We start from the raw sequence: 18,864 nt of genomic DNA on the forward strand, positions 1-18,864 counted from the left end.
CAAGGAGGACGACATCATGACCTCTGGATTCGCCGTCGTGATCGGCCTCGATGTCGGGAAGACCGGGCATCACGCCTGTGCTCTCGACCCGGCCGGGACCAGACTCTTCGACAAGGCCCTACCACAGGACGAGGCCCAGCTGCGCGAGCTGTTCAGCGCTCTGCAGGCCCATGGGGCTGTGTTGATGGTCGTGGATCAGCCCAACACCATCGGTGCCCTGCCGATCGCTGTCGCTCGTGATCTCGGCTGCGAGGTTGCGTATCTGCCTGGTCTGGCGATGCGCAAAGCCGCCGATCTCTATCCCGGCAGGTCGAAGACCGATGCCAGGGACGCGTTCATCATCGCCGACACCGCCCGGACCATGCCCCATACGCTGCGGGCCGTGGACCGTGACAGCGACGTCCTGGCCGCGCTGAAGGTCCTTGCCGGATTCGATGAGGATCTGGCGCATGAGACCACGCGGGCGCTGAATCGGATCCGGTCCTTGCTCACGCAGATCCATCCGGCTCTCGAGCGCGTCTTCACTGGCGGCACGCTGGCCACCGGGCTGGTGCTGGATCTGCTGGAGAAGTTCGGCGGGCCCACCGGGCTCAAGGCGGCTGGACGGGCCCGGGCGCTGCGGTTCGCCCGCTCGCACTCACGCCGCGATCCCGAGGCCCTGATCGATCGGGTCTTCACCGCGCTGAGCGAGCAGACCGTGGTCGTTCCCGCGACCGCGGCGGTGGAGCTGGTGATCCCGAGAGTCGCCAGCCAGGTCAAGGAGCTCAAGGCTCAGCGAGCGAGCGTGGCCAAGGAAGTCGAGGCCATGCTGGAGGACTTCCCTCTCGCCTCGGTCTTGATGAGCATGCCGGGGATCGGCATCAAGACCGCCGCGCAGATCCTCCTGGCGATCGGTGACGGCACCGCGTTCGAGACCGCCGGACATCTGGCGGCCTATGCCGGAATCGCACCAGTCACGCGCAGGTCCGGGACCTCGATCCGTGGTGAGTTCCCCGCCAGAGCAGGCAACAAGCGGTTGAAGAACGCGCTGTTCTACTCAGCCTGGATCGCCTCGCACTGCGACCCGATCTCGAAGATCTACTACGATCGCAAGCGCGCTGAAGGCAAACGCCATAACGCCGCGGTGATCTGCCTGGCACGCCGACGCTGCAATGTCATCTTCGCGATGCTGCGAAACGGCACCTACTACCAGCCGCCAACCCCCAATCCCTCACCTGAGTCGACCGCTCTCGCGGCTTGACTCAGAACATAGGGACACCCCCCCCGCCGAGTGGATACTCAATTGCGCTGTTCGCCTCTATAGCGCAACTGGGTATCCACTCGGCGTATCAGGGGGTGGGGTCATGACGGGGCGGGACGGTCCCGACGAATGCGCGCACCCAGCTCGCGTCCTTGTGCTGAGCGGGCACCGGATCGATCAGCAGCTCGCGCTCCATGCCCGCGGCCTCCGGCGAGGCGGCCGCCGGCAGGGGCGCGTGCGAGGCGGCCAGCACGACGTTGCCGTAGCGGCGCCCCTTGAGCATCGCCGGATCGGCGACGGCGGCCACGTGCTCGAACACCTCGCGCAGCGCCGCTGCCTCCGCGCGGGCTCCCTGCAGATCGCGGGTGTCGCCCACGTTGAGCAGGTACAGCCCGCCCGGGGCCAGCACGCGATCGACCTGGTGGGCGAACTCCACCGTGGTCAGCGGCTCGGGCGTCACGGAGCCGGCGAAGACGTCGCGGATCACGACCTCGCGCGTGGACTCCGTCAGCGACTCGGTGACCTCCCGAGCCTCCCCGGCGCGCACGCGCAGCAGCGGGGCCCGCGGCAGGTCGAACCAGCCGCGCACGAGCTCGACGAGCCGAGCGTCCAGCTCCACGACCACCTGCCGGGCCTGCGGCCACTGCCAGTGCACCCACCGCGCCATGGAGCAGGCGCCGCCGCCCAGATGCAGCACGCGCAGGCTCGTGGGGTCCAGGTGCGCGGCCACGTGCATCCGCAGCAGCGCGGCCATCCACCGCATGTACTCGAAGTCGAGCTGATCCGGCCGGGAAGGGTCCACGTGCGAGGACGGGACGCCGTTGACGAGCACCGTCCAGGCCCCGGGGCTCAGGTCATCGGGACGCAGCTCCACCGCGCCTGTGGCGATCTGCCAGGTGCCGGCCTGCAGCGCATCCGGATCCGCAGAGGCCTGTGCATCGTCCCTGCGGTTCCTGCGCTGTCGGCCCATGCGCGCCAGTCTAGGAGCGGCGCATCCGGAAGGTCTCCTGCCCGGCCCACGGACCGTCGGCCTGATAGGACGGGCCGATGCGCTCGAACCCGTTCTTGGCGTAGAAGGCCTCCGCCCGCGCATTGCCCGCCATGATCCAGAGGTAGACCGGGTCGTGGCCCTCGACGGCCTCGTCGAGCAGCTGCCGACCCAGTCCGGAGCCGTGCAGGCGCTCCAGGACGTAGAGCTTCACGAGCTCGCGCTCGGGCTGCAGGCCGGGCTCGAACTGCAGCTCCCAGCGCTGGGGTCCGTCGCACACCGAGGCGAATCCCGCGGGCTCGCCCGTGCCATCGAGCCCCAGCACCACACGGCTGGTGGGGTCGGAGAGGAACTCGCGGTCCTCGGCGGCGATGTCCGCCACCGACTCCCCCGACAGGAGGGAGTCCGCAAAGTCCTGGCCGTACAGCGGCTGGTAGGTCTCGCGCAGGCAGGCGACGTGCAGTCGAGTCAGCGCGTCGGCGTCGTCGGGACCGGCGACGCGCGTGGACCAGGCGACGGAGCTCAGGACTCGTCCTGGGCTGCGTGCCCGCCCTCGAGCTGCTGGCGCTGGATCGCGGCCTCGAGACGCTCGACCTTGCCGTCGAGCTCTCCGGAGTGGCCGGGGCGGATGTCCGCCTTGAGCACGAGCGAGACGCGCGGGCCATAGCGCCCGACGGCCTCGGTGGCCTCCTTCACGACGGCCATCACCTCGTCCCACTCCCCCTCGATGGTCGTGAACATCGAGTCGGTGCGATGCGGAAGCCCGGAGTCGCGGACGACCTGGACAGCGGCTGCCACGGCGTCGTGGACGGAGCCGGCGGGGTTGTCCCCGCCCATGGGCGATACGGAGAAGGCGACGATCATGCCCCCAGCGTAAGCCTGCTCACCGGCACTCGGACAGGGCCCCCGTCGACGACCGCCATGTGAAACCCCGGGGAAGCCCGGGCAACGCCGGGTCCGGCGGCAGGCCCACCGCCTAGGCTGGACAGCAGACTGGTCTGTGCCCGTCGGCGTGCTCGGGGAAGCCCCGGGGACCACGCAGGGGCGGGGCACGGAGACGACCTCGACGAGGAGCATCCCCATGACCCAAGGCATCTACCTCAGCGCCATGACCCCGGCCGCCGGCAAGTCCCTGATCGCGCTGGGGCTGACAGACACCCTGTTCAAGAACTCCGACCGCGTGGGCTTCCTCCGTCCGGTGCACCTGGGCGAGACCCCGGAGCAGGACCCCATGCTCGCGCTCATGGCCCAGACCTTCGAGCTGCCGCCGGAGCGCTGCCGCGGCGCTGTCACCCTGGACCGGTGCCGGGAGCTCCTGGCCTCGGGCGATCACGACGCCCTGGACTCGGCGGCCGTGGACGTCTACGCGCAGATGGCCGAGCACTGCGACGTCATCGTGGTCGACGGAACCGATCTGCTGGCGCACAACGCCGCCACCGCGGAGTTCGACCTCAACGCGCGCCTGGCCAACAACATGGGCTGCTCGGTGCTGGCCGTCATCGGCGGTCAGCAGGCGGAGCACCCCGAGGACCTGCTCAACGCCGTGGAGGTCACCCGCACGGAGCTGCGCGACTCCAAGTGCGACATCTTCGCGATCATGGTCAACCGCTGCCCCGCCGACTGGGTGGACGAGGTCTCGCGCAAGGCCAAGCGCGGGCTGCACAACCTCCCGGTCTACGTCCTGCCCGAGGTCCCGGAGGTCATCAGCCCCACGGTCGAGGAGCTCGTGGAGTCGGCGGGCCTGCGCTCGGACCTCACCGACGTCACCCTGGACCGCGACATCAAGGGCGTGAAGATCGCCGCCATGAACGTGGAGCACTTCCTGGAGCTGCTCGTCGACGGCGATCTGGTGATCACCCCCGGAGACCGCTCGGACGTCCTCATGGCCACCCTGGCCGCGGCGCTCACCCCGGATCAGGCCACCCCCGCAGGCGTGCTGCTCACGGGCGGGTTCGTGCCCGAAGGCCTGGTCCGCTCGTTCGTGGCCGGCGCCCCATTCCCCGTGCTGAGCACCGAGGACGACACCTACACGGCAGCCCAGCGCGTCGGTTCCGCCCGCGGCCGGATCGTCAAGGGCGGGGCCCGCAAGGCCGCGGCCGCTCTCGGCGCGTGGGCCAAGCAGGTCGACGGCGAGGAGCTGGCCTCCCGCCTTCGCCTGGAGCGCCCCGAGCGGCGCACTCCCCTGCGCTTCCTCCACGAGCTCGTGGAGCAGGCCCGACGCGACCGCAAGACCATCGTGCTGCCCGAGGGCGACGACATCCGCATCCTGCGCGCCGCCGAGATGATCCACCGCCGGGGCTTCTGCGACCTGGTGATCCTGGGCGAGCCGGACGAGGTGGCGCGGCTGTGCGATGCCGAGGGCATCGACCTGGACTTCGAGGCCGACGGGCTCGAGCTGATCGACTTCCGCAACGACTCCGAGCGCCGCGAGCGCTACGCCGAGGCCTATATGCAGTACCGCAAGCACAAGGGCGTGGACAAGGACACCGCCCTGGAGCGCATGCTCGACGGCTCGTACTTCGGCACCATGATGGTCCAGCTCGGCGATGTGGACGGCATGGTCTCGGGCGCGGCCCACACCACCGCCAACACGATCCGCCCCGCGCTCGAGTTCGTGAAGACCAAGGAGGGCGTCGGCGTGGTCTCCTCGGTGTTCTTCATGCTCCTGGCCGACCGCGTGCTGGTCTACGGCGACTGCGCCGTGAACCCCAACCCGAACGCCGAGCAGCTCGCGGACATCGCCAAGGCCTCCGCCCAGACGGCCCGGGCCTTCGGCGTGGACCCGCGCGTGGCCATGCTCTCCTACTCGACCGGCTCCTCCGGGGTTGGCGAGGACGTCGAGCGGGTCACCGAGGCCACCCGACTGGTCCAGGCCGAGGAGCCGGACTTCCCCGTCGAGGGCCCCATCCAGTACGACGCCGCCGTGGACGCCTCGATCGCCCAGAAGAAGCTGCCCGGCTCCGAGGTGGCCGGGCACGCGACCGTGTTCGTCTTCCCTGACCTGAACACCGGCAACAACACATACAAGGCCGTCCAGCAGTCCGCCGGCGCCGTCGCCGTGGGTCCCGTCCTGCAGGGCCTGCGCAAGCCGGTCAACGACCTCTCCCGCGGCACCACGGTCGAGGACATCGTCAACACCGTGGCGATCACCGCGATCCAGGCCCAGAACGGCTGAGCCTCCGCCGCAGCGGCAGCCCAGCACACCGAATCCCACCATCCGAAGGAGCGCCATGCTCGTCCTCGTCGTCAACTCCGGCTCGTCGTCGCTGAAGTACCAGGTCCGGGAGGTCACCGCCGAGGAGGGCGGGGAGCCCTCCGCCTACACCTCCTCCATGCCGCGCGTGGACGAGCTCGTGAACATGGACGAGGCCACCCAGGGCGCCGAGAGCGGCGAGGTCATCACCGAGGGCCTGATCCAGAACATCGGCACCTCGGAGATCGAGGATCACACGCAGGCCCTGGAGCTGCTGGCCCAGCGCCTCGAGGAGGAGCTCGGCGAGCGCACGATCGACGCCGCCGGGCACCGCGTGGTCCACGGCGGCGAGCGTTTCTCCGCTCCCGTGCTGGTCAGCAACGAGATCATCCGCGCGATCGAGCGCCTGGCCCCGCTGGCCCCGCTGCACAACCCGGCCAGCGCCCTGGGCCTGCGAGCCATCCAGAAGAAGTGGCCGCACATGCCCCAGGTCTGCGTGTTCGACACGGCGTTCCACCGCTCCATGCCGGAGCACGTGTGGCGCTACGCGCTGCCCGAGGAGATGTACTCCGAGTACGGCGTGCGCCGCTACGGCTTCCACGGCACCTCGCACGACTACGTCACCGGCGAGGCCGCACGCTTCCTGGGTGTGGAGCGCGACGGCTTCGACGCGGTCGTCGCCCACCTCGGCAACGGGGCCTCGGCCACCGCGATCAGGGACGGAGCGTCCTACGACACGTCCATGGGCTACACGCCGCTGGCCGGGCTGATCATGGGCACCCGCACCGGCGATCTGGACCCGTCGATCGTCACGGCCCTGCTCGAGCGCTACCCGGATCTCGATGCTCAGCGCCTGGACCAGATCATGAACAAGGAGTCCGGGCTCAAGGCCCTGGCCGGCCACTCGGACATGCGCACGGTCGACGAGCGCGCGAAGGCCGGTGACGAGCGCGCCGAGCTGGCTCTGGAGATGACGGCCTACCGCCTGGCCAAGTACATCGGCGGCTACCACGTGGCCGTCGGAGGGGCTCAGGCCCTGATCTTCACCGCGGGCATCGGTGAGAACTCTGCCGAGTTCCGCCAGCGCGTGGTCGACAAGCTCGGGGCGCTGGGCGCAGAGCTCGACCCCGAGGCCAATGCCGTGCGCGGCGACGAGGTCCGCCTCATCTCCACGCCGGAGTCGCGCCTGGAGATCCTGGTGGTCCCCACCGACGAGGAGCGCGCGATCGCCGAGGCCACCGCTGCGCTGGTGAGCCGTCGGGCGAGCTGAGCCGCCCCGCCATCGAGTGGTATGCTTGATGCAATCGTTCAGCCCGCCCCGACCTCGGTCGGGAGCGGGCTGGATCTCTTTCTGGGGCAAAGGGGAGCCTCGAGATGTCCAGACCGCTCAAACCGCCGATGTCGACCCGGGACCACATCGCTCTTCTCCGTCAACGCGGCATGGAAGTCGACGAGGCACAGGCGACTCAATGGCTGTCCAACGTGAGCTACCACCGACTGGCTGCCTACTGGTACCCCGCCAGACGGCTGACCGCTGATGGGCGTCGAGAAGATTCGTTCGTCGACGGAACGTCGTTTGCCGATGTCGCTGCCCTCTATGAGGCCGACCGAAAACTACGCGGCCTGGTTCTGGACGGCATGGAACGCGTCGAGATCACCATGCGGACACGCATCGGTGAGCTCCTCTGCCAGAGCGACCCCCTCCTGTACAGGGATCCCAGCAGGTTTCGCCCTGGATTCGATCATTCAAGGTGGGTCGCTACAGCTCAGAGTCGCATAAAACGAGCCCAGCGGCGCGATGCGGCAATCCAGCACTATCGGGACAATTACGACGCGAACTACCCCTTCTGGGTGCTGGCAGAGGTGCTCGACTTCGCCGACATTTCGAGACTCTTCGACGGGCTCCCGGCCCGCGATCAGCGCACTATCGCCGAGGGACTCCAGATCGTCCTGGACCTTTCCGAGCTATCCAAGAACCAGCAACGCAAGGCCAAGGCCGTGTCACCGCTCGCGCGCTGGCTCGAGCAGCTAACGGTGGTGCGGAACACCTGTGCTCATCACGGGCGGCTGTGGAACACGTCCTTCGTGCCAGCGTCGACGACTGCCATGCGCGCTCAGGAGAGTCTGAAACAGCTGCCGCACGGTGAAAGCAAGCGGGTCTTCGGATCCCTCATCGTCATGTCCCATATTCTGCGCGTCACGTCACCGGGAACTACCTGGCCGAACAAGACGGCGTCCCTGGTCAACGACGAGTTCTTGCCCAACCCCTTGACCACTGATGACGCGCTGGGGTTGCCTCCCGGTTGGGGCGGGAGTCTGTGAGCCTCAGCCGGCCGGGGTGACCGGGGGCTCATCGGACCAGGGGAAGACGATCCACTCGTCGGTGGCCTTCCACACGAAGTCCGGGTCCACCAGGGAGCGCGGCTTGGAGTAGATGACGGCCGAGCGGGTGTCCGACTGGTAGCCCTTGAGCAGCTCGAGCACCAGGGCCAGGGTGCGCCCGGAGTCGGCGACGTCGTCGACGACCAGGACCTTCTTGGAGCTGATCGACTCGACATCGAGCATGGGTGCCAGCAGAACGGGGTCCGGCAGGGTCTCGTGGACGTCGGTGTAGAACTCGACGTTCACCGCGTCCAGCAGCTTGACGCCCAGTGCGTAGGACAGCGCGCCTGCCGGGACCAGCCCGCCGCGGGCCACGCCGATGATGATGTCCGGCACGAAGCCGCTGTCAGCGATCTCCTGCGCGAGCTCCCGGGTGGCGGCGCCGAAGCCCTCCCACGTGAGGATCTCCTTGCCGTCAACGTCTGCCGCGTCTGCGTGATAAGCCATGCACACACTCTAGTCCCCGCCCGCGCGCGAGGGCAGGGACGAGGACGACGACCGCGCAGGATCAGTCGGCGAGCATGTCCTGGACCAAGCGGCGGACCTCGGTGCCGTAGAGCTCGATCGAGCGCATCATGGCGCTGTGCGACAGGGTTCCGACCGCGTACTTGAGGTCGAAGCGGGCAGCGCCGAGAACCTTCTGATGGCGCACGATCTTGCGCGCCACGGTCTCCGGGGAGCCGACGTAATAGGCGCCGTCGGGCCCGGCCATCTGCTCGAACGCCTCGCGGGACAGCGGCGGCCAGCCGCGCTCGCGCCCGATCACCGCGTGATTGTGGGCCTGGGCGGGGAAGAACTCCTCGCGCGCCTGCTCGTCCGTCTCGGCCACGTGGCCCGGCGAGTGCCAGGCGATGGGCAGCTCCGGCTTGCCGAAGTGCTCCAGAGCCCGGCGATAGTGCTGCGCGAACGCGGCGAACGCCGAGGGGCTGCCGCCGATGATCGCGAAGATCACGGGCATCTCGTAGTGCGCGGCACGCACGACCGACTGCGGGGAGCCGCCCACCGCGATCCAGGCCGGCAGGCGCCCGGACTCCGTCTTGGGGTGGACCTCGAGTCCGTCGATCGCCGGGCGCAGACCTCCCTCCCAGGTGATGGGCCCCTCCGACTGCAGACGGGAGAACAGCTCGAGCTTCTCCTCGAACAGCCGCTCGTAGTCCTGCAGGTCGAAGCCGAACAGGGGGAAGGACTCCGTGAAGGAGCCGCGGCCCAGGACGACCTCGGCCCGGCCGGAGGACAGGGCGTCGACGGTCGCGAAGCGCTGGTACAGGCGCACCGGGTCATCCGAGGAGAGCACGGAGACGGCGCTGCCCAGGCGGATGGTCTCGGTGGCGGTGGCCAGTCCCGCCAGGACCGTATCCGGCGCGGAGACCGCGAAATCGCTGCGGTGGTGCTCGCCGACCCCGAAGAAGTCCAGGCCGACACGGTCCGCCTGGATGCCCTCGGCCAGGACGTCGCGGATGACCTGGGCATCCGAGAGGGGCTGACCGTCCGGGCCGGGGTGGACGTCGCCGAAGGTGTTGAGTCCGAGCTGCATGGCATCTCCTCTGATCGCGGGACGCCCCGAATCATAGTTGATACATCACGTAGATGCGAGGGTCAGTCGGCTCGATGCCTGGGCTGCAGTCCCCGAAGGTGCACCAGGAACCCGGTGACCATGGAGCCCGAGCGCAGCAGCTCGCCGATCAGCATCCACCAGGCCATGCCCACCGCAGTGTCGGTCCCCAGCAGCCAGGCCCCGCCCACCACCAGGACCAGCTGAGCCCCGCTGATGACCATGAAGAGCCGCTCGCGCCCGCCGAACATGAGCACGTTGCTCGTGGCCGAGGTCAGGGCGTTGATCAGCGTGGCCACCACCAGGATGACGGAAGCGCCCCACGTGCCCTGGTACTCCGGGCCGAGCAGATCGACGATCCGCTGCTCGCCCAGTACCAGCAGGAAGCCGAGCAGCAGCGTGGGAAGCACTGCCGAGACCGCGGCCGCCTCCAGCACGAGGGCGACCAGTCTGCCGCGTCGGGTCACGGACATCGCGATCCGAGGCATGAAGACGGTGGCCACGGCGGTGGTGCCCATGGCCCCTGCGGACTGGATGCGCTGGGCCACCTCGTAGGTGCCGGTGGCCGCCAGGGAGCGCGCGCCCAGCAGGAACATCAGCCCGCGCACGCTCAGCGCGGTCAGCGCGGACCCCGCCGCCAGGATCAGCGACTGACCCCACGGCACCGGCGGGACCGTCACGCGCGGCGGCGGCGGCCCTGCCGAGGGCGACAGCCGCCAGAAGGCGATGCTGATGATCACGAAGGCGGCCACCTGCCCCGGGATCAGCAGCTGCGGGGCGAGCAGCGCGGAGGCGATCGCGATCAGCAGCGCGAGCCCCGGCAGGGCCACGGACTCCAGGAACTGCCCCGCCAGCGGCGCCTGCCGCGCCACCCGCTGGACCATGAACAGGCGCCCCAGGGCCGAGGAGACGGCTACGCCGTAGAGGACGAGCACGAGCCCGCCGGTCCCCGCGGTGAGCTGGAGGATGAGGGACGCCGCCAGGGCGAGGACGGTGAGCACCGCCCAGATGCGCAGCAGGGCCCGGGCGTCGCGGCGGGCGATGGCGCGGGCCTCGTCGTGACGACCCTCGGCCCACAGCGGCGACTGCGAGCGCATGCCGGACGTGTCGAGCCCGAAGGTGCCGGCGGCGCGCGCCACCAGGGCCACAGCCCACATGATGCCGTTGAGCCCCACCATCTCGACGGGGAAGCGCAGGGCCACGACGGCTACCAGCAGCATCTGCAGGGCGGCTCCGCCGATGCGGATGGACATGACCAGCGCGGACTGCAGGGCGGCGGCGCGCCGTCTCTCAGCAGCCATGTCCCACCCGTCCCCCTCTCATGCCGTGCGATTTCCGTGCCGCGGCGCCGGACTTCCCGGTCCCCGCACCGCCCCCGCGGCGCGCAGGCGCCTGCCGGCGGGCCTGTCTCGCGGCGCCACAGTCTACGTCCCGCCTCCGGCGCAGCACCCGGGTCGGGCACCCCCACTTGTGCGGCTCAGGCACTTCGACCCGGGTCTCTCTCGGGCGGGTCCGAGCCGTCCGGCCGCCCCGGCTGCGGGCCGACGGGCTCGGGCCCGCCCTGTGCCCAGGGGACCGTCACTGCGGCGCTCGCCCAGGGAGCGATGGCCGCTCCCGACGCGGAGACGGGCTCGGAGGCGGATGCGGGGCCGGTCGCGGTCACTGGCTCGGGCGCGCCGACGGATGCCGCAGCGGTCGTCGGCTCCGCGGTCAGGGCGAGCACCACGCCGGAGAGCAGGAAAGGCAGCCCGTACATCGGCGGGGCCACGAACACCGGTGCTGCGACCGATTCGATGGCCATGGCCGCGAGCCACCCGACGCCCACGGAGCCGATCCAGCGCAGGTGCGGATCCTGGCTGCGGCGCATCATCCGCCAGGCGGGCAGCCCGAGCATGACTAGACCGCCGATGTAGCACAACAGGCCCAGGACGCCGGTCTCCGCCAGGGGCGCGGGCCAGAAGGTGTCCGAGAGGAAGTCGACCTCGTCGTGGCCCGTCATCCCCCAGATGCGCGTGTAGCCGAGCTCCTGGTAGTAGGGGCTGTAGTTCTGCGCGGCCGTGAACGAGGCGAACCGCCCGAAGCCCACGCCGAGCGGGAAGGCTCCCAGAGCCAGCGGGATGCTGTCCAGGGTCAGGCGGATGCGAGCGGTCTGGCTGACGTCGGAGAGGTACTCGGTCAGCGTGGCGTCCACGACGCGCGTGAGCGTGTCCCAGCCCAGGATCAGCGCCACCGGCGTGAGGATAGCCAGGCTCGTGAGGTACATGGCCTTCTTGCCCGGCAGCGACGCTCGGATCCCCAGGGAGACCACGAGGGCCGAGGCAATCGACTTGCGGCGGAAGGCCAGCAGGCAGGCGAGCCCGGAGCCGATGAGCAGCGCCAGGCTGATCCGGGAGCGGCGGATCGTGGAGCGGTAGGCCAGGATCGCGATGAACGCCAGGGACATCGTGGTCCCCAGTCCCACCGGGTGGGTGAACGGCCCGGAGAGGCTGGCGATCCCGCCGCGCTCGCTGAGCTCGACCGTGCCCGCGCTGATGAAGTCGTTCCACGCTGCGGGTGCGGCCGCGTTGGCCGCGGTGAACAGCAGGATCACGACGACGGCGACGGCGCCGCCGCGGATCAGCCCGGGGATGTCCTCGCGGCGCCAGTCCAGCTGCGCTAGGGCGAAGGCGAGCATGGGGCCCTTGAGGAACAGGAAGGCGCCGGTGGCGGTGATGCCCAGCGGCACCGAGTGCACGAGACCGCTCAGGACCCCGAGCAGGCCGAAGGCCAGGAAGAGCCACAGCGCGGCGAAGCAGCGGACCGATCCGTGATCGCGCAGCCTGCGCAGGGTGAACAGCACGACGGCCAGCAGCACGCACAGCTCGTCCATGTACCCCACAGCGCTGCTGCCGGTGACCGTCTGCGCCGTTTGGGAGATCACGGTCGACACGGCGACGACGCCGGCGAACGCCTTGGGCGCGCGGAAGGCCGCGCGCAGCAGCCACAGCACGGCAGCGCCACCGAGGGCGCAGACCGCCGCGAGCACCAGCGCCTCGGCAGGACCCGTCACCTCTCCCCCTCCCCCTGCGACGCTCCCCCGAGCGTCGTCCGCCCGCGCTCATCCGACGGGCGGGGCACGGTCTCCGGGCCCATGCTCGCACGTTCGGAAGGTCCTCTGCCAAAGGGCGTCCGGTTGTCCCCACATCTGACGTCGCGCAGCAGTTCAAGCGCCGCGCTCTCGACGCGCCGCCGCCGCGCCTGCCTATCATGAGCGCGCCGGGGCTGAGCCCCGAGCAGCGGCATGGCCGACGGCTTCCGGGGGGACCGTCGCGCCCTAGGCGCCGCTGGGATGACAGGGCGCGCCCAGGGCGCGCGGGGGACCGACGAAGGGCAGGCCATGCACCAGAGCTCGGCAGGAGAGCAGACCGTGACTCCGGCAGTGCGCGACATCAGCGGCGCGGAGCTGGGCTCGGCGCTGCGCCGCGGATGGTGGAAGGCGCTGCTGGGGCTGATCCTGGGGCTCGGGCTGGCCGCGGCCTTCGTCGTCACGCAGGCCCCCACCTACACCTCCGTGACCATGGCGCTCGTGCGCCCCTCCACCGACGACGCGACCTCGGTCGAGAGCCTGGCCGCCGAGGACCTGGCGCAGGCTCGCGCGGCCACCTACGAGTCGCTGGGCAACTCCGTGGTGGTGGCCGACGAGGTGCGCCGCGACCTGGAGCTGGAGAACTCTCCGGAGGACCTGCTGGAGCAGGTCACCGTGGTGTCCACGCCCGAGACCACCGGCCTGGAGATCACCGCCACGGCGGATTCGGCCGACGGCGCCGCCGAGCTGGCCGGGGCCTGGCGCGATGCGCTCAGCGATGCCGCCGACGCCGACGGATCCGGCGGGGCCGGGGATCGCGTGAGCATCGAGCCGGCCGGGGAGCCGACCGTGCCCGCGACGACGTCGGGCCTGTCCGATCCGGCCGTCCTGGTGGTCGGCGGGGCGGTGGGACTGCTCGTCGGCATCCTGGTGGCGGTGGGCACCACCCGGCCGGCGCGCAGGGCCTGAGACCGCGCGGCAGCCGCGCGTCCGCCGTCGGACGCGCGGGCCGCCGTCAGCCGCGGCGCAGCAGCTCCCTGACCAGGTACCAGAGGAACTTCGAGTTGCCGACCGCGTAGCGCTTGAACATCCGCCGCGGCTCCAGCACCAGGCGGAAGAGCCATTCAAGGCCGAGGCGCTGGATGATCGCGGGAGCCCGCCGGGTGCGGCCGGCCACGACGTCGAACGAGCCGCCCACCCCCACGCTGAGGCCGACGTTCATGGCTTCGCGGAAGCCGTAGATGAAATCCTCCTTCATGGGCGAGGGAAGAGCCACGAAGAGGATGTCGACGTTGAGCAGGCGGATCGTCTGCGCCATCTCGGCATCCGTCATGTACCGGCGCCAATATCCGTCGCGGTGGCCCACCACGTTGGCGCCGCGGGCGGTGAACTCCCGGCGCACTCGCCCGACCACGTCCTCACGAGCACCGAGCAGGAAGATCCGCTGCCCCTCCTGGGCGGAGAGATCGACCAGGCGGTTCATGACGTCGATCCCCGCCACACGCTGCGGAAGCGGGCGGCCCAGGAGGCGGGCGGCCCACACCACGGCCTGGCCGTCGGCGCTCACGAGCGTCCCCTGGTTGAACTCCTCGAGCTTGGTCGGGTCCTCGATGGCCGCCACGAGCTTGGCGGCGTTGACGGACAAGTGGTTCTGCCCCTTGCCTGTGGCGATCATCTCCCGCAGCCGGTCGATGGTCTGATCCATCGTGAGCGCATCGACGCCCACACCCATCACGTCCGTGCGCTCAGGCGCGACCTCTCGCCGCATCTGATCCGTCATCGGTTCTCCCCCCAGAGTCCCAGTCGGCCCGCCGTCCCGGCGAGGCCCATGAGGCCAGCGCGACAGCCGCATGGCCCTGATTCCACCGCATGTGCGCAAGCCCCCTGCCTCCGCTGCGGAACCCCCCGTCATCGCCCTGCAGGCCCAGCAGATACCGCACCGCGGCCTGCGGGTCCGGGACCGGCCAGCCGCGCTGCGCTGCGCGGGCCAGATACCCGACCGTGGTGGCCACGTTGTGCACATCCGTCGAGACCTGCCGGTCATCCGCCATGTACAGCGGCAAACCGTCAGGGCTGAGACAGCGGTCCTTCCAGAACTGCGCGCCGCGAGCTGTCGAATCCCCCGATTCGAAGCCCATCTGCTGCAGCGCCCACAGCGAGTCCAGGTTGTAGATCGTGTGGAAGCTGTCGATCCACTCGAGTCCCGGGCCCTCACCGTACGGCCAGGAGCCGTCCTCCGCCTGCGCGCGGACCGCCCGGTCCACGGCCGTGCGGATCAGCTCCCGATCTCCGTCCAGCATCGCCAGCGACTCCGCCGCCAGCAAAGACCCATTGTGCACCAGTCGGTCCGAGGTGGTCGTGTACCGGAAGTAGCCCGATGTGTGGAACTGCCCCTCCAGCCAATCACGGACGTCAGCGCTGACCCGGTCCAGCATCCCCGCCGCGGACAGGGCGCGCAGTGCGAAGGTCACCGCGATGACGTTGGGGCTGCCTGCCGGGTAGAAGGCCCAGCGCGTCTGGACGTCGAACTCGTAGCCCCACGGACCGCTCCCGCGTTCGTCGAGGATCCGCTGCGCGAGCTGCCTGGCCGTCTGCTCGTCGCCGGACAGCGATGCCGCCGTCGAGAACAGCGCCATCCCCTTGGTCATGCGCACCGGCGGAACGCGCGTGGCGGCGCGCAGACCGTGGCCCAGGCGCTTGTGCCCCTGCACCCACGCCTGGCGGGGGATCCGTCCACGCAGCACGCGCGCGTACGGCGAGAGCAGCCCGTCGTACGGGTCCGTCCCGGCGTAGTCGAGCTCACGGGCGAAGGCCATGGCCCGATCCAGAGCCTCCTCGACCTCCGTCCGCAGCTGCGGCTCGAGTCCCTGCGGCGTCATCGCTCATCCCCTTCCACCTCGGCATCGCCCCCGACGACAGCCTCCAGGATGTCGTCGAAGCGCTCCCGGTAGCCGTCCAAGCTGTATCCCTGCTCCCACGTGGTGCGTGCGGCGGCGCCCATGCGGGTACGCCGCGCGTCGTCGTCCAGCAGCGTCGCCAGCGCCTGCGACAGCGCTTCCGGATCCCCCACCGGGACGAGCATCCCGTTCTCGCCGTCGTCGACGACCTCCGGGACCGCCCCGACGGGCGTGACGACGGGTGCCAGCCCCCACGCCATGCCCTCGAGCAGCGACAGCGGGAGGTTCTCCGCCCGGCTGGGCAGCACCAGGATCTGGGCGCGGCGCAGCTGATCCTGCAGGGCCTCCGCGTCCAGCCAGCCCGTGAGCTCGACCCGCTCCGCGCGGTCCACGGCGGCCCGGAGGGAGCCATCGGGGTCATCGAGATCGCCTGCCAGGACCAGGACGGCATCGCGCCCGGCGCTGATCCGGGACCAGGCCTCCAGCAGCTCGGGGGCACCCTTGCCGCGTCCGACCCTCCCGGCGAAAACCACTCGCACCGGCGCTGCGCGCATCGGCAACCGGGATGGCCCAGGGACAGCATTCGGCAGGACCACGATCCGCTCCTGCTGCACGGCGAGATCTCGAGCGACGAACTCCGCCCATGTCTCGCCCAGAACAATCACACGTGCCGCCCCGCAGAACATGCTTCGGATAAGCCACCTGAGCGGTCGTGGCTGCGCGCGGAGGAAATCCGCGTAGCCCCCACCATGAAGGTGCAGGACATATGGGCTGCTACGGAGACGCACCAAGCTGGTCAGGATGAGCTTGCGCCAGGTGCTCCCTCGCGAGGCCACCGAGAAGACCTGCACCCGGCTGGCATGCGGCTGCAGACACCTAATTGCCGCGCTGAAGAAGGACTGCAGCCGGCACCGCCGAGGACCAGGAGCGCCTCCTGATTCCCAGAATTCGAGACGAGTGCGTTCAGACGACGTCGCCGCCAGATAGCCGGTCATCATTCCGACTCCACCTGCGGACCCTGGCCCAGGGCCAATGACGGATGCGTTGATCATGAGGCTCCCTTATGCGCCGCTTTCTTGACTGCCCAAGGAGGTACGCGCCGGTTCATTTCCTGAGGGTCTCTGGTTGACTGCGAATCACCGGTTCGCGCCGCCCGACGTCCGCTGCGCGGCTCTGCGGTCAGCGCCAGGCACAGACCTGCCACTGCGAACGGCAGCCCGTACATCGGCGGCGACAGGAAGACCGGTGCGACGACCGACTCGATCAGCAGCTGGGCGAACCAGGCCACGGTCACCGCACCGATCCACTTGCTGTGCCCATCCGCTGCCGAGCGCATCATCCGCCAGCCGGGGGCGATGAACATCACCAGCGCACCGAGATAGCACAGGGCGCCCAGGATCCCGGTCTCGGCCAGCGGAGCGGGCCAGAAGGTGTCCGAGAGGAAGCCGCCCATGTCGCCCTGGCCCAGGCCCCAGATCCGCTCGTAGCCCAGATCCGTGTAGATCGGGCTGTAGTTCTCGGAGGCGGTGAAGGAGCCGAAGCGGCCCAGTCCCACCCCGAGGGGGAATGCGCCGACAGCCAGCAGGAATCCGTCGATCGTCATCCGGATGCGAGCGACTTGATCCCAGTCGGTCAGGTACTCGGTGAGGGTCCCGTCGACGACGGCCGTCAGGGGCTCCCGCAGGAGAACGAGGCCCACAGGTAGGAGGATCACCGCACTCGTCGCGAACAGAGCCCGTGGAAGGGGCAGTGCGGCACGGACGCCCAGGGCCACGGCGATCCCCGCGACGATCGACTTGCGGCGGAAGGCCGCCACACAGGCCAGGCCGGTGGCGATCAGCAGGACGAAGGTGAGAGGAGTCCTGCGCACCAGCAGTCGGTAGAGGTAGATGGCCAGGAACGCCAAGGCCATGGTGGTGCCCAGCCCGACCGGGTGGTCGAAGGGCCCGGTCAGGCTCGTGAAGCCTCCGCGCTCGCTTGCCACATCCGTCCTGCTCACCAGATCGTTCCACGGGCCCGGAGCCGCGGCGTTGAGCGCGCAGATGAACAGGATCACCACGATCACCGCAGCACCCGCCCTGGCGATGCGAGGCAGATCTGCGCGACGCCAGTCCAGCTGAGCGACCGCGAAGCCCAGCGCCGGCCCCTTGAGGTACAGCAGGGCCCCCATGAGCGTGATGGACGAGGGCACGGCATGTACCACGCTGCTGATCAGGCCGAAGAGGATGAAGGCGAGCAGGAACCACACCGCGGCGAAGAAGCGCAGCGCATGATGATCAATCAGACGCCGAGCGCAGGCCACGCCCACGGCCAGCACGACGGCGAGCTCATCGCCGTAGTTGAGGATCGAGATGCCGCCCACCGTGCCCACGGTCTGGGAGATCATCGAGTAGACGACGGCAGCCCCGATGGTGGCCTTGGGATGCGCCAGGCAGAGCTTGACCGCCCAGGCGACACCGACCAGCAGGACCACGCCGAGGGCACCCCACGACAGGGCTGAGACTGCAGTCTGCATGTGTGCTCCTCCCCGGGACGGTCCCCGTGCCGTCGAATGCAGGGCGTCGACGCTCCGGATCCCCCGATCCGGTGCCAAGCACCTGCCGCTGCGCCCGACCGCTCCCCAGCGGCGGCACGCATCACGACATGATGGCACAACGTCACGTGCCTCCGGGCAGATGATCGTTCATGAAGGCTGTTTGTCCACTCAATTGCACGGTTCATGGCCGTATACAGCATGTGCGTCAGATCAGTGACAGTACTCTGGGAGACCGGACGGGAGCCTTCGCAGCACTGCAGCACCGTCCGCCTCGCTCTGGGGAGAGCGAACGATTCGAATTCAGGGGGAGCAGCAGAATCATGCAGACCAGCAGGCGCACCGAGGCCCAGTCCCGCATTCAGGGCGGCGATCCCATGGTCAGAGACATGTCCGCCGAGCATCTCGGGACGGCGCTGCGGCGGCGCTGGTGGGCCCCGCTCGTGGGCCTGATCCTGGGTCTCGGCATCGCGCTCGGGCTCGCGGCATCGGAGCCTCCGCAGTACGAGTCGGTCACGACCATGATGGTCCACGCCGGGGCGGACGACGACACCGCCGCCGAGCGTCTGGCCGCCGAGGAGCTGGCGATCTCCCGCACCACGACCTACGAGGCTCTTGGCGAGTCCCTGGTGGTCGCCGAGGAGGCCAAGAGCGATCTCGACACCGACAAGTCGGCCTCGGAGCTGCTCGGCGGCATCACTGTGACGGCCACACCGGCCACCACGGGCCTGGAGATCACGGCCGTGGGCGAGTCGCCGGAGGAGGCGAGCGCCCTGGCGGAGGCCTGGCGCGACGCCCTCACCTCGGTGGTGGCAACCAGCGCCGAGGACGCGCAGGTCAGCATCGAACCGGCGGGCAGCCCCACGACTCCCGAGGATCCCTCTGGCCTGAGCATGACCATGATCGGAGCCATGGGCGCCGCTGTCGGTCTGCTGCTGGGCATCATCGCGGCGGTCGCCACGACTCGCCCGCGTACGGAGCTGCGCTGACGGACCCCGCCGGTCGGGTCGCCACC

General features: G+C 69.9%; 17 protein-coding genes and 1 pseudogene. 6 read left to right on the plus strand and 12 right to left on the minus strand.

The features are described from left to right. Positions 1-16 precede the first annotated feature (16 nt). Entirely contained in the window at positions 17-1,240 is a 1,224-nt protein-coding gene (locus M3E84_RS01440) for an IS110 family transposase (RefSeq protein ID WP_259894184.1), read from the plus strand. Between the two features lie 88 nt (positions 1,241-1,328). On the opposite strand, the gene M3E84_RS01445 is transcribed toward M3E84_RS01440, so the two are convergent. The 3 genes from M3E84_RS01445 to M3E84_RS01455 all read right to left on the minus strand — a co-directional run bounded on the left by M3E84_RS01445 (position 1,329) and on the right by M3E84_RS01455 (position 3,092). Next, on the minus strand, positions 1,329-2,210 hold the full coding sequence (locus M3E84_RS01445; RefSeq protein WP_259894186.1) for a spermidine synthase: 882 nt from the start codon (positions 2,208-2,210) through the stop codon (positions 1,329-1,331). 10 nt (positions 2,211-2,220) lie between these two features. Beyond that, on the minus strand, positions 2,221-2,610 hold the full coding sequence (locus M3E84_RS01450; protein WP_259894187.1) for an N-acetyltransferase: 390 nt from the start codon (positions 2,608-2,610) through the stop codon (positions 2,221-2,223). A gap of 140 nt (positions 2,611-2,750) precedes the next feature. Beyond that, positions 2,751-3,092 carry a thiamine-binding protein gene (locus M3E84_RS01455; RefSeq protein WP_259894188.1) on the minus strand — a complete coding sequence of 114 codons (342 nt, stop codon included), beginning with the start codon at positions 3,090-3,092 and terminating at the stop codon, positions 2,751-2,753. Positions 3,093-3,309: 217 nt separating this feature from the next. Between M3E84_RS01455 and pta the strand changes: the two genes are divergently transcribed. The 3 genes from pta to M3E84_RS01470 all read left to right on the plus strand — a co-directional run bounded on the left by pta (position 3,310) and on the right by M3E84_RS01470 (position 7,743). After that, the gene (gene pta / locus M3E84_RS01460) at positions 3,310-5,403 is read left to right on the plus strand and encodes a phosphate acetyltransferase (protein WP_259894190.1); all 2,094 of its coding nucleotides are present in this window, start codon (positions 3,310-3,312) and stop codon (positions 5,401-5,403) included. Between the two features lie 55 nt (positions 5,404-5,458). After that, the gene (locus M3E84_RS01465; protein ID WP_259894192.1) at positions 5,459-6,691 is read left to right on the plus strand and encodes an acetate/propionate family kinase; all 1,233 of its coding nucleotides are present in this window, start codon (positions 5,459-5,461) and stop codon (positions 6,689-6,691) included. A gap of 104 nt (positions 6,692-6,795) precedes the next feature. Next, complete coding sequence (locus M3E84_RS01470) at positions 6,796-7,743, plus strand: Abi family protein (protein ID WP_259894194.1); 948 nt, start codon at positions 6,796-6,798, stop codon at positions 7,741-7,743. A gap of 3 nt (positions 7,744-7,746) precedes the next feature. Here the strand turns inward: M3E84_RS01470 and M3E84_RS01475 are convergent, their stop codons facing one another. The 4 genes from M3E84_RS01475 to M3E84_RS01490 form a co-directional block, all read right to left on the minus strand. Next, positions 7,747-8,250, minus strand: a complete 504-nt coding sequence (locus M3E84_RS01475) for a phosphoribosyltransferase (protein ID WP_259894196.1) — start codon at positions 8,248-8,250, stop codon at positions 7,747-7,749. Between the two features lie 61 nt (positions 8,251-8,311). Beyond that, the gene (locus M3E84_RS01480; protein WP_259894197.1) at positions 8,312-9,337 is read right to left on the minus strand and encodes an LLM class flavin-dependent oxidoreductase; all 1,026 of its coding nucleotides are present in this window, start codon (positions 9,335-9,337) and stop codon (positions 8,312-8,314) included. 62 nt (positions 9,338-9,399) lie between these two features. After that, positions 9,400-10,656, minus strand: coding sequence for a lipopolysaccharide biosynthesis protein (locus tag M3E84_RS01485; RefSeq protein WP_259894199.1), 1,257 nt, complete (start codon positions 10,654-10,656; stop codon positions 9,400-9,402). 176 nt (positions 10,657-10,832) lie between these two features. Further along, positions 10,833-12,404, minus strand: coding sequence for a hypothetical protein (locus M3E84_RS01490; RefSeq protein WP_259894201.1), 1,572 nt, complete (start codon positions 12,402-12,404; stop codon positions 10,833-10,835). Positions 12,405-12,731: 327 nt separating this feature from the next. Between M3E84_RS01490 and M3E84_RS01495 the strand changes: the two genes are divergently transcribed. Next, a complete protein-coding gene (locus tag M3E84_RS01495; protein WP_259894203.1) occupies positions 12,732-13,388 on the plus strand; it encodes a tyrosine protein kinase in 657 nt (218 codons plus the stop codon). A gap of 46 nt (positions 13,389-13,434) precedes the next feature. Here M3E84_RS01495 and M3E84_RS01500 read toward each other — a convergent pair whose 3' ends face one another. The 5 genes and pseudogenes from M3E84_RS01500 to M3E84_RS01515 all read right to left on the minus strand — a co-directional run bounded on the left by M3E84_RS01500 (position 13,435) and on the right by M3E84_RS01515 (position 17,831). Next, on the minus strand, positions 13,435-14,199 hold the full coding sequence (locus M3E84_RS01500; RefSeq protein WP_259894205.1) for a WecB/TagA/CpsF family glycosyltransferase: 765 nt from the start codon (positions 14,197-14,199) through the stop codon (positions 13,435-13,437). Continuing rightward, positions 14,165-15,298 (minus strand): hypothetical protein, encoded by a 1,134-nt coding sequence (locus M3E84_RS01505; protein WP_259894206.1) that lies wholly within the window; start codon positions 15,296-15,298, stop codon positions 14,165-14,167. Before M3E84_RS01505 ends, M3E84_RS01500 begins: the two co-directional genes overlap by 35 nt. Next, complete coding sequence (locus M3E84_RS01510) at positions 15,295-15,870, minus strand: glycosyltransferase family 4 protein (RefSeq protein WP_259894208.1); 576 nt, start codon at positions 15,868-15,870, stop codon at positions 15,295-15,297. Before M3E84_RS01510 ends, M3E84_RS01505 begins: the two co-directional genes overlap by 4 nt. Positions 15,871-15,903: 33 nt before the next feature. After that, positions 15,904-16,368 (minus strand): annotated as a pseudogene (locus M3E84_RS12440) (glycosyltransferase); the annotation flags it as partial. Further along, complete coding sequence (locus tag M3E84_RS01515) at positions 16,365-17,831, minus strand: hypothetical protein (protein ID WP_259894210.1); 1,467 nt, start codon at positions 17,829-17,831, stop codon at positions 16,365-16,367. The gene M3E84_RS01515 and the pseudogene M3E84_RS12440, both read right to left, overlap by 4 nt. A 341-nt stretch (positions 17,832-18,172) precedes the next feature. Between M3E84_RS01515 and M3E84_RS01520 the strand changes: the two genes are divergently transcribed. Beyond that, positions 18,173-18,838 (plus strand): YveK family protein, encoded by a 666-nt coding sequence (locus M3E84_RS01520; protein WP_259894212.1) that lies wholly within the window; start codon positions 18,173-18,175, stop codon positions 18,836-18,838. Positions 18,839-18,864 lie beyond the last annotated feature (26 nt).

It is taken from the genome of Kocuria sp. p3-SID1428, assembly GCF_025149945.1.
In the GTDB taxonomy this organism is placed as follows: domain Bacteria; phylum Actinomycetota; class Actinomycetes; order Actinomycetales; family Micrococcaceae; genus Kocuria.

What these genes read in the sequence shown, in the direction of transcription:
- M3E84_RS01495 (WP_259894203.1), top strand. Translation starts at nt 12,732, where the DNA reads ATGCACCAGAGCTCGGCAGGAGAGCAGACCGTGACTCCGGCAGTGCGC.
- M3E84_RS01485 (WP_259894199.1), bottom strand. Translation starts at nt 10,656, where the DNA reads ATGGCTGCTGAGAGACGGCGCGCCGCCGCCCTGCAGTCCGCGCTGGTC.
- M3E84_RS01515 (WP_259894210.1), bottom strand. Translation starts at nt 17,831, where the DNA reads ATGCAGACTGCAGTCTCAGCCCTGTCGTGGGGTGCCCTCGGCGTGGTC.
- M3E84_RS01445 (WP_259894186.1), bottom strand. Translation starts at nt 2,210, where the DNA reads ATGGGCCGACAGCGCAGGAACCGCAGGGACGATGCACAGGCCTCTGCG.
- M3E84_RS01520 (WP_259894212.1), top strand. Translation starts at nt 18,173, where the DNA reads ATGCAGACCAGCAGGCGCACCGAGGCCCAGTCCCGCATTCAGGGCGGC.
- M3E84_RS01500 (WP_259894205.1), bottom strand. Translation starts at nt 14,199, where the DNA reads ATGACGGATCAGATGCGGCGAGAGGTCGCGCCTGAGCGCACGGACGTG.
- M3E84_RS01470 (WP_259894194.1), top strand. Translation starts at nt 6,796, where the DNA reads ATGTCCAGACCGCTCAAACCGCCGATGTCGACCCGGGACCACATCGCT.
- M3E84_RS01455 (WP_259894188.1), bottom strand. Translation starts at nt 3,092, where the DNA reads ATGATCGTCGCCTTCTCCGTATCGCCCATGGGCGGGGACAACCCCGCC.
- M3E84_RS01475 (WP_259894196.1), bottom strand. Translation starts at nt 8,250, where the DNA reads ATGGCTTATCACGCAGACGCGGCAGACGTTGACGGCAAGGAGATCCTC.
- M3E84_RS01440 (WP_259894184.1), top strand. Translation starts at nt 17, where the DNA reads ATGACCTCTGGATTCGCCGTCGTGATCGGCCTCGATGTCGGGAAGACC.
- M3E84_RS01505 (WP_259894206.1), bottom strand. Translation starts at nt 15,298, where the DNA reads ATGACGCCGCAGGGACTCGAGCCGCAGCTGCGGACGGAGGTCGAGGAG.
- M3E84_RS01480 (WP_259894197.1), bottom strand. Translation starts at nt 9,337, where the DNA reads ATGCAGCTCGGACTCAACACCTTCGGCGACGTCCACCCCGGCCCGGAC.
- M3E84_RS01510 (WP_259894208.1), bottom strand. Translation starts at nt 15,870, where the DNA reads ATGCGCGCAGCGCCGGTGCGAGTGGTTTTCGCCGGGAGGGTCGGACGC.
- pta (WP_259894190.1), top strand. Translation starts at nt 3,310, where the DNA reads ATGACCCAAGGCATCTACCTCAGCGCCATGACCCCGGCCGCCGGCAAG.
- M3E84_RS01465 (WP_259894192.1), top strand. Translation starts at nt 5,459, where the DNA reads ATGCTCGTCCTCGTCGTCAACTCCGGCTCGTCGTCGCTGAAGTACCAG.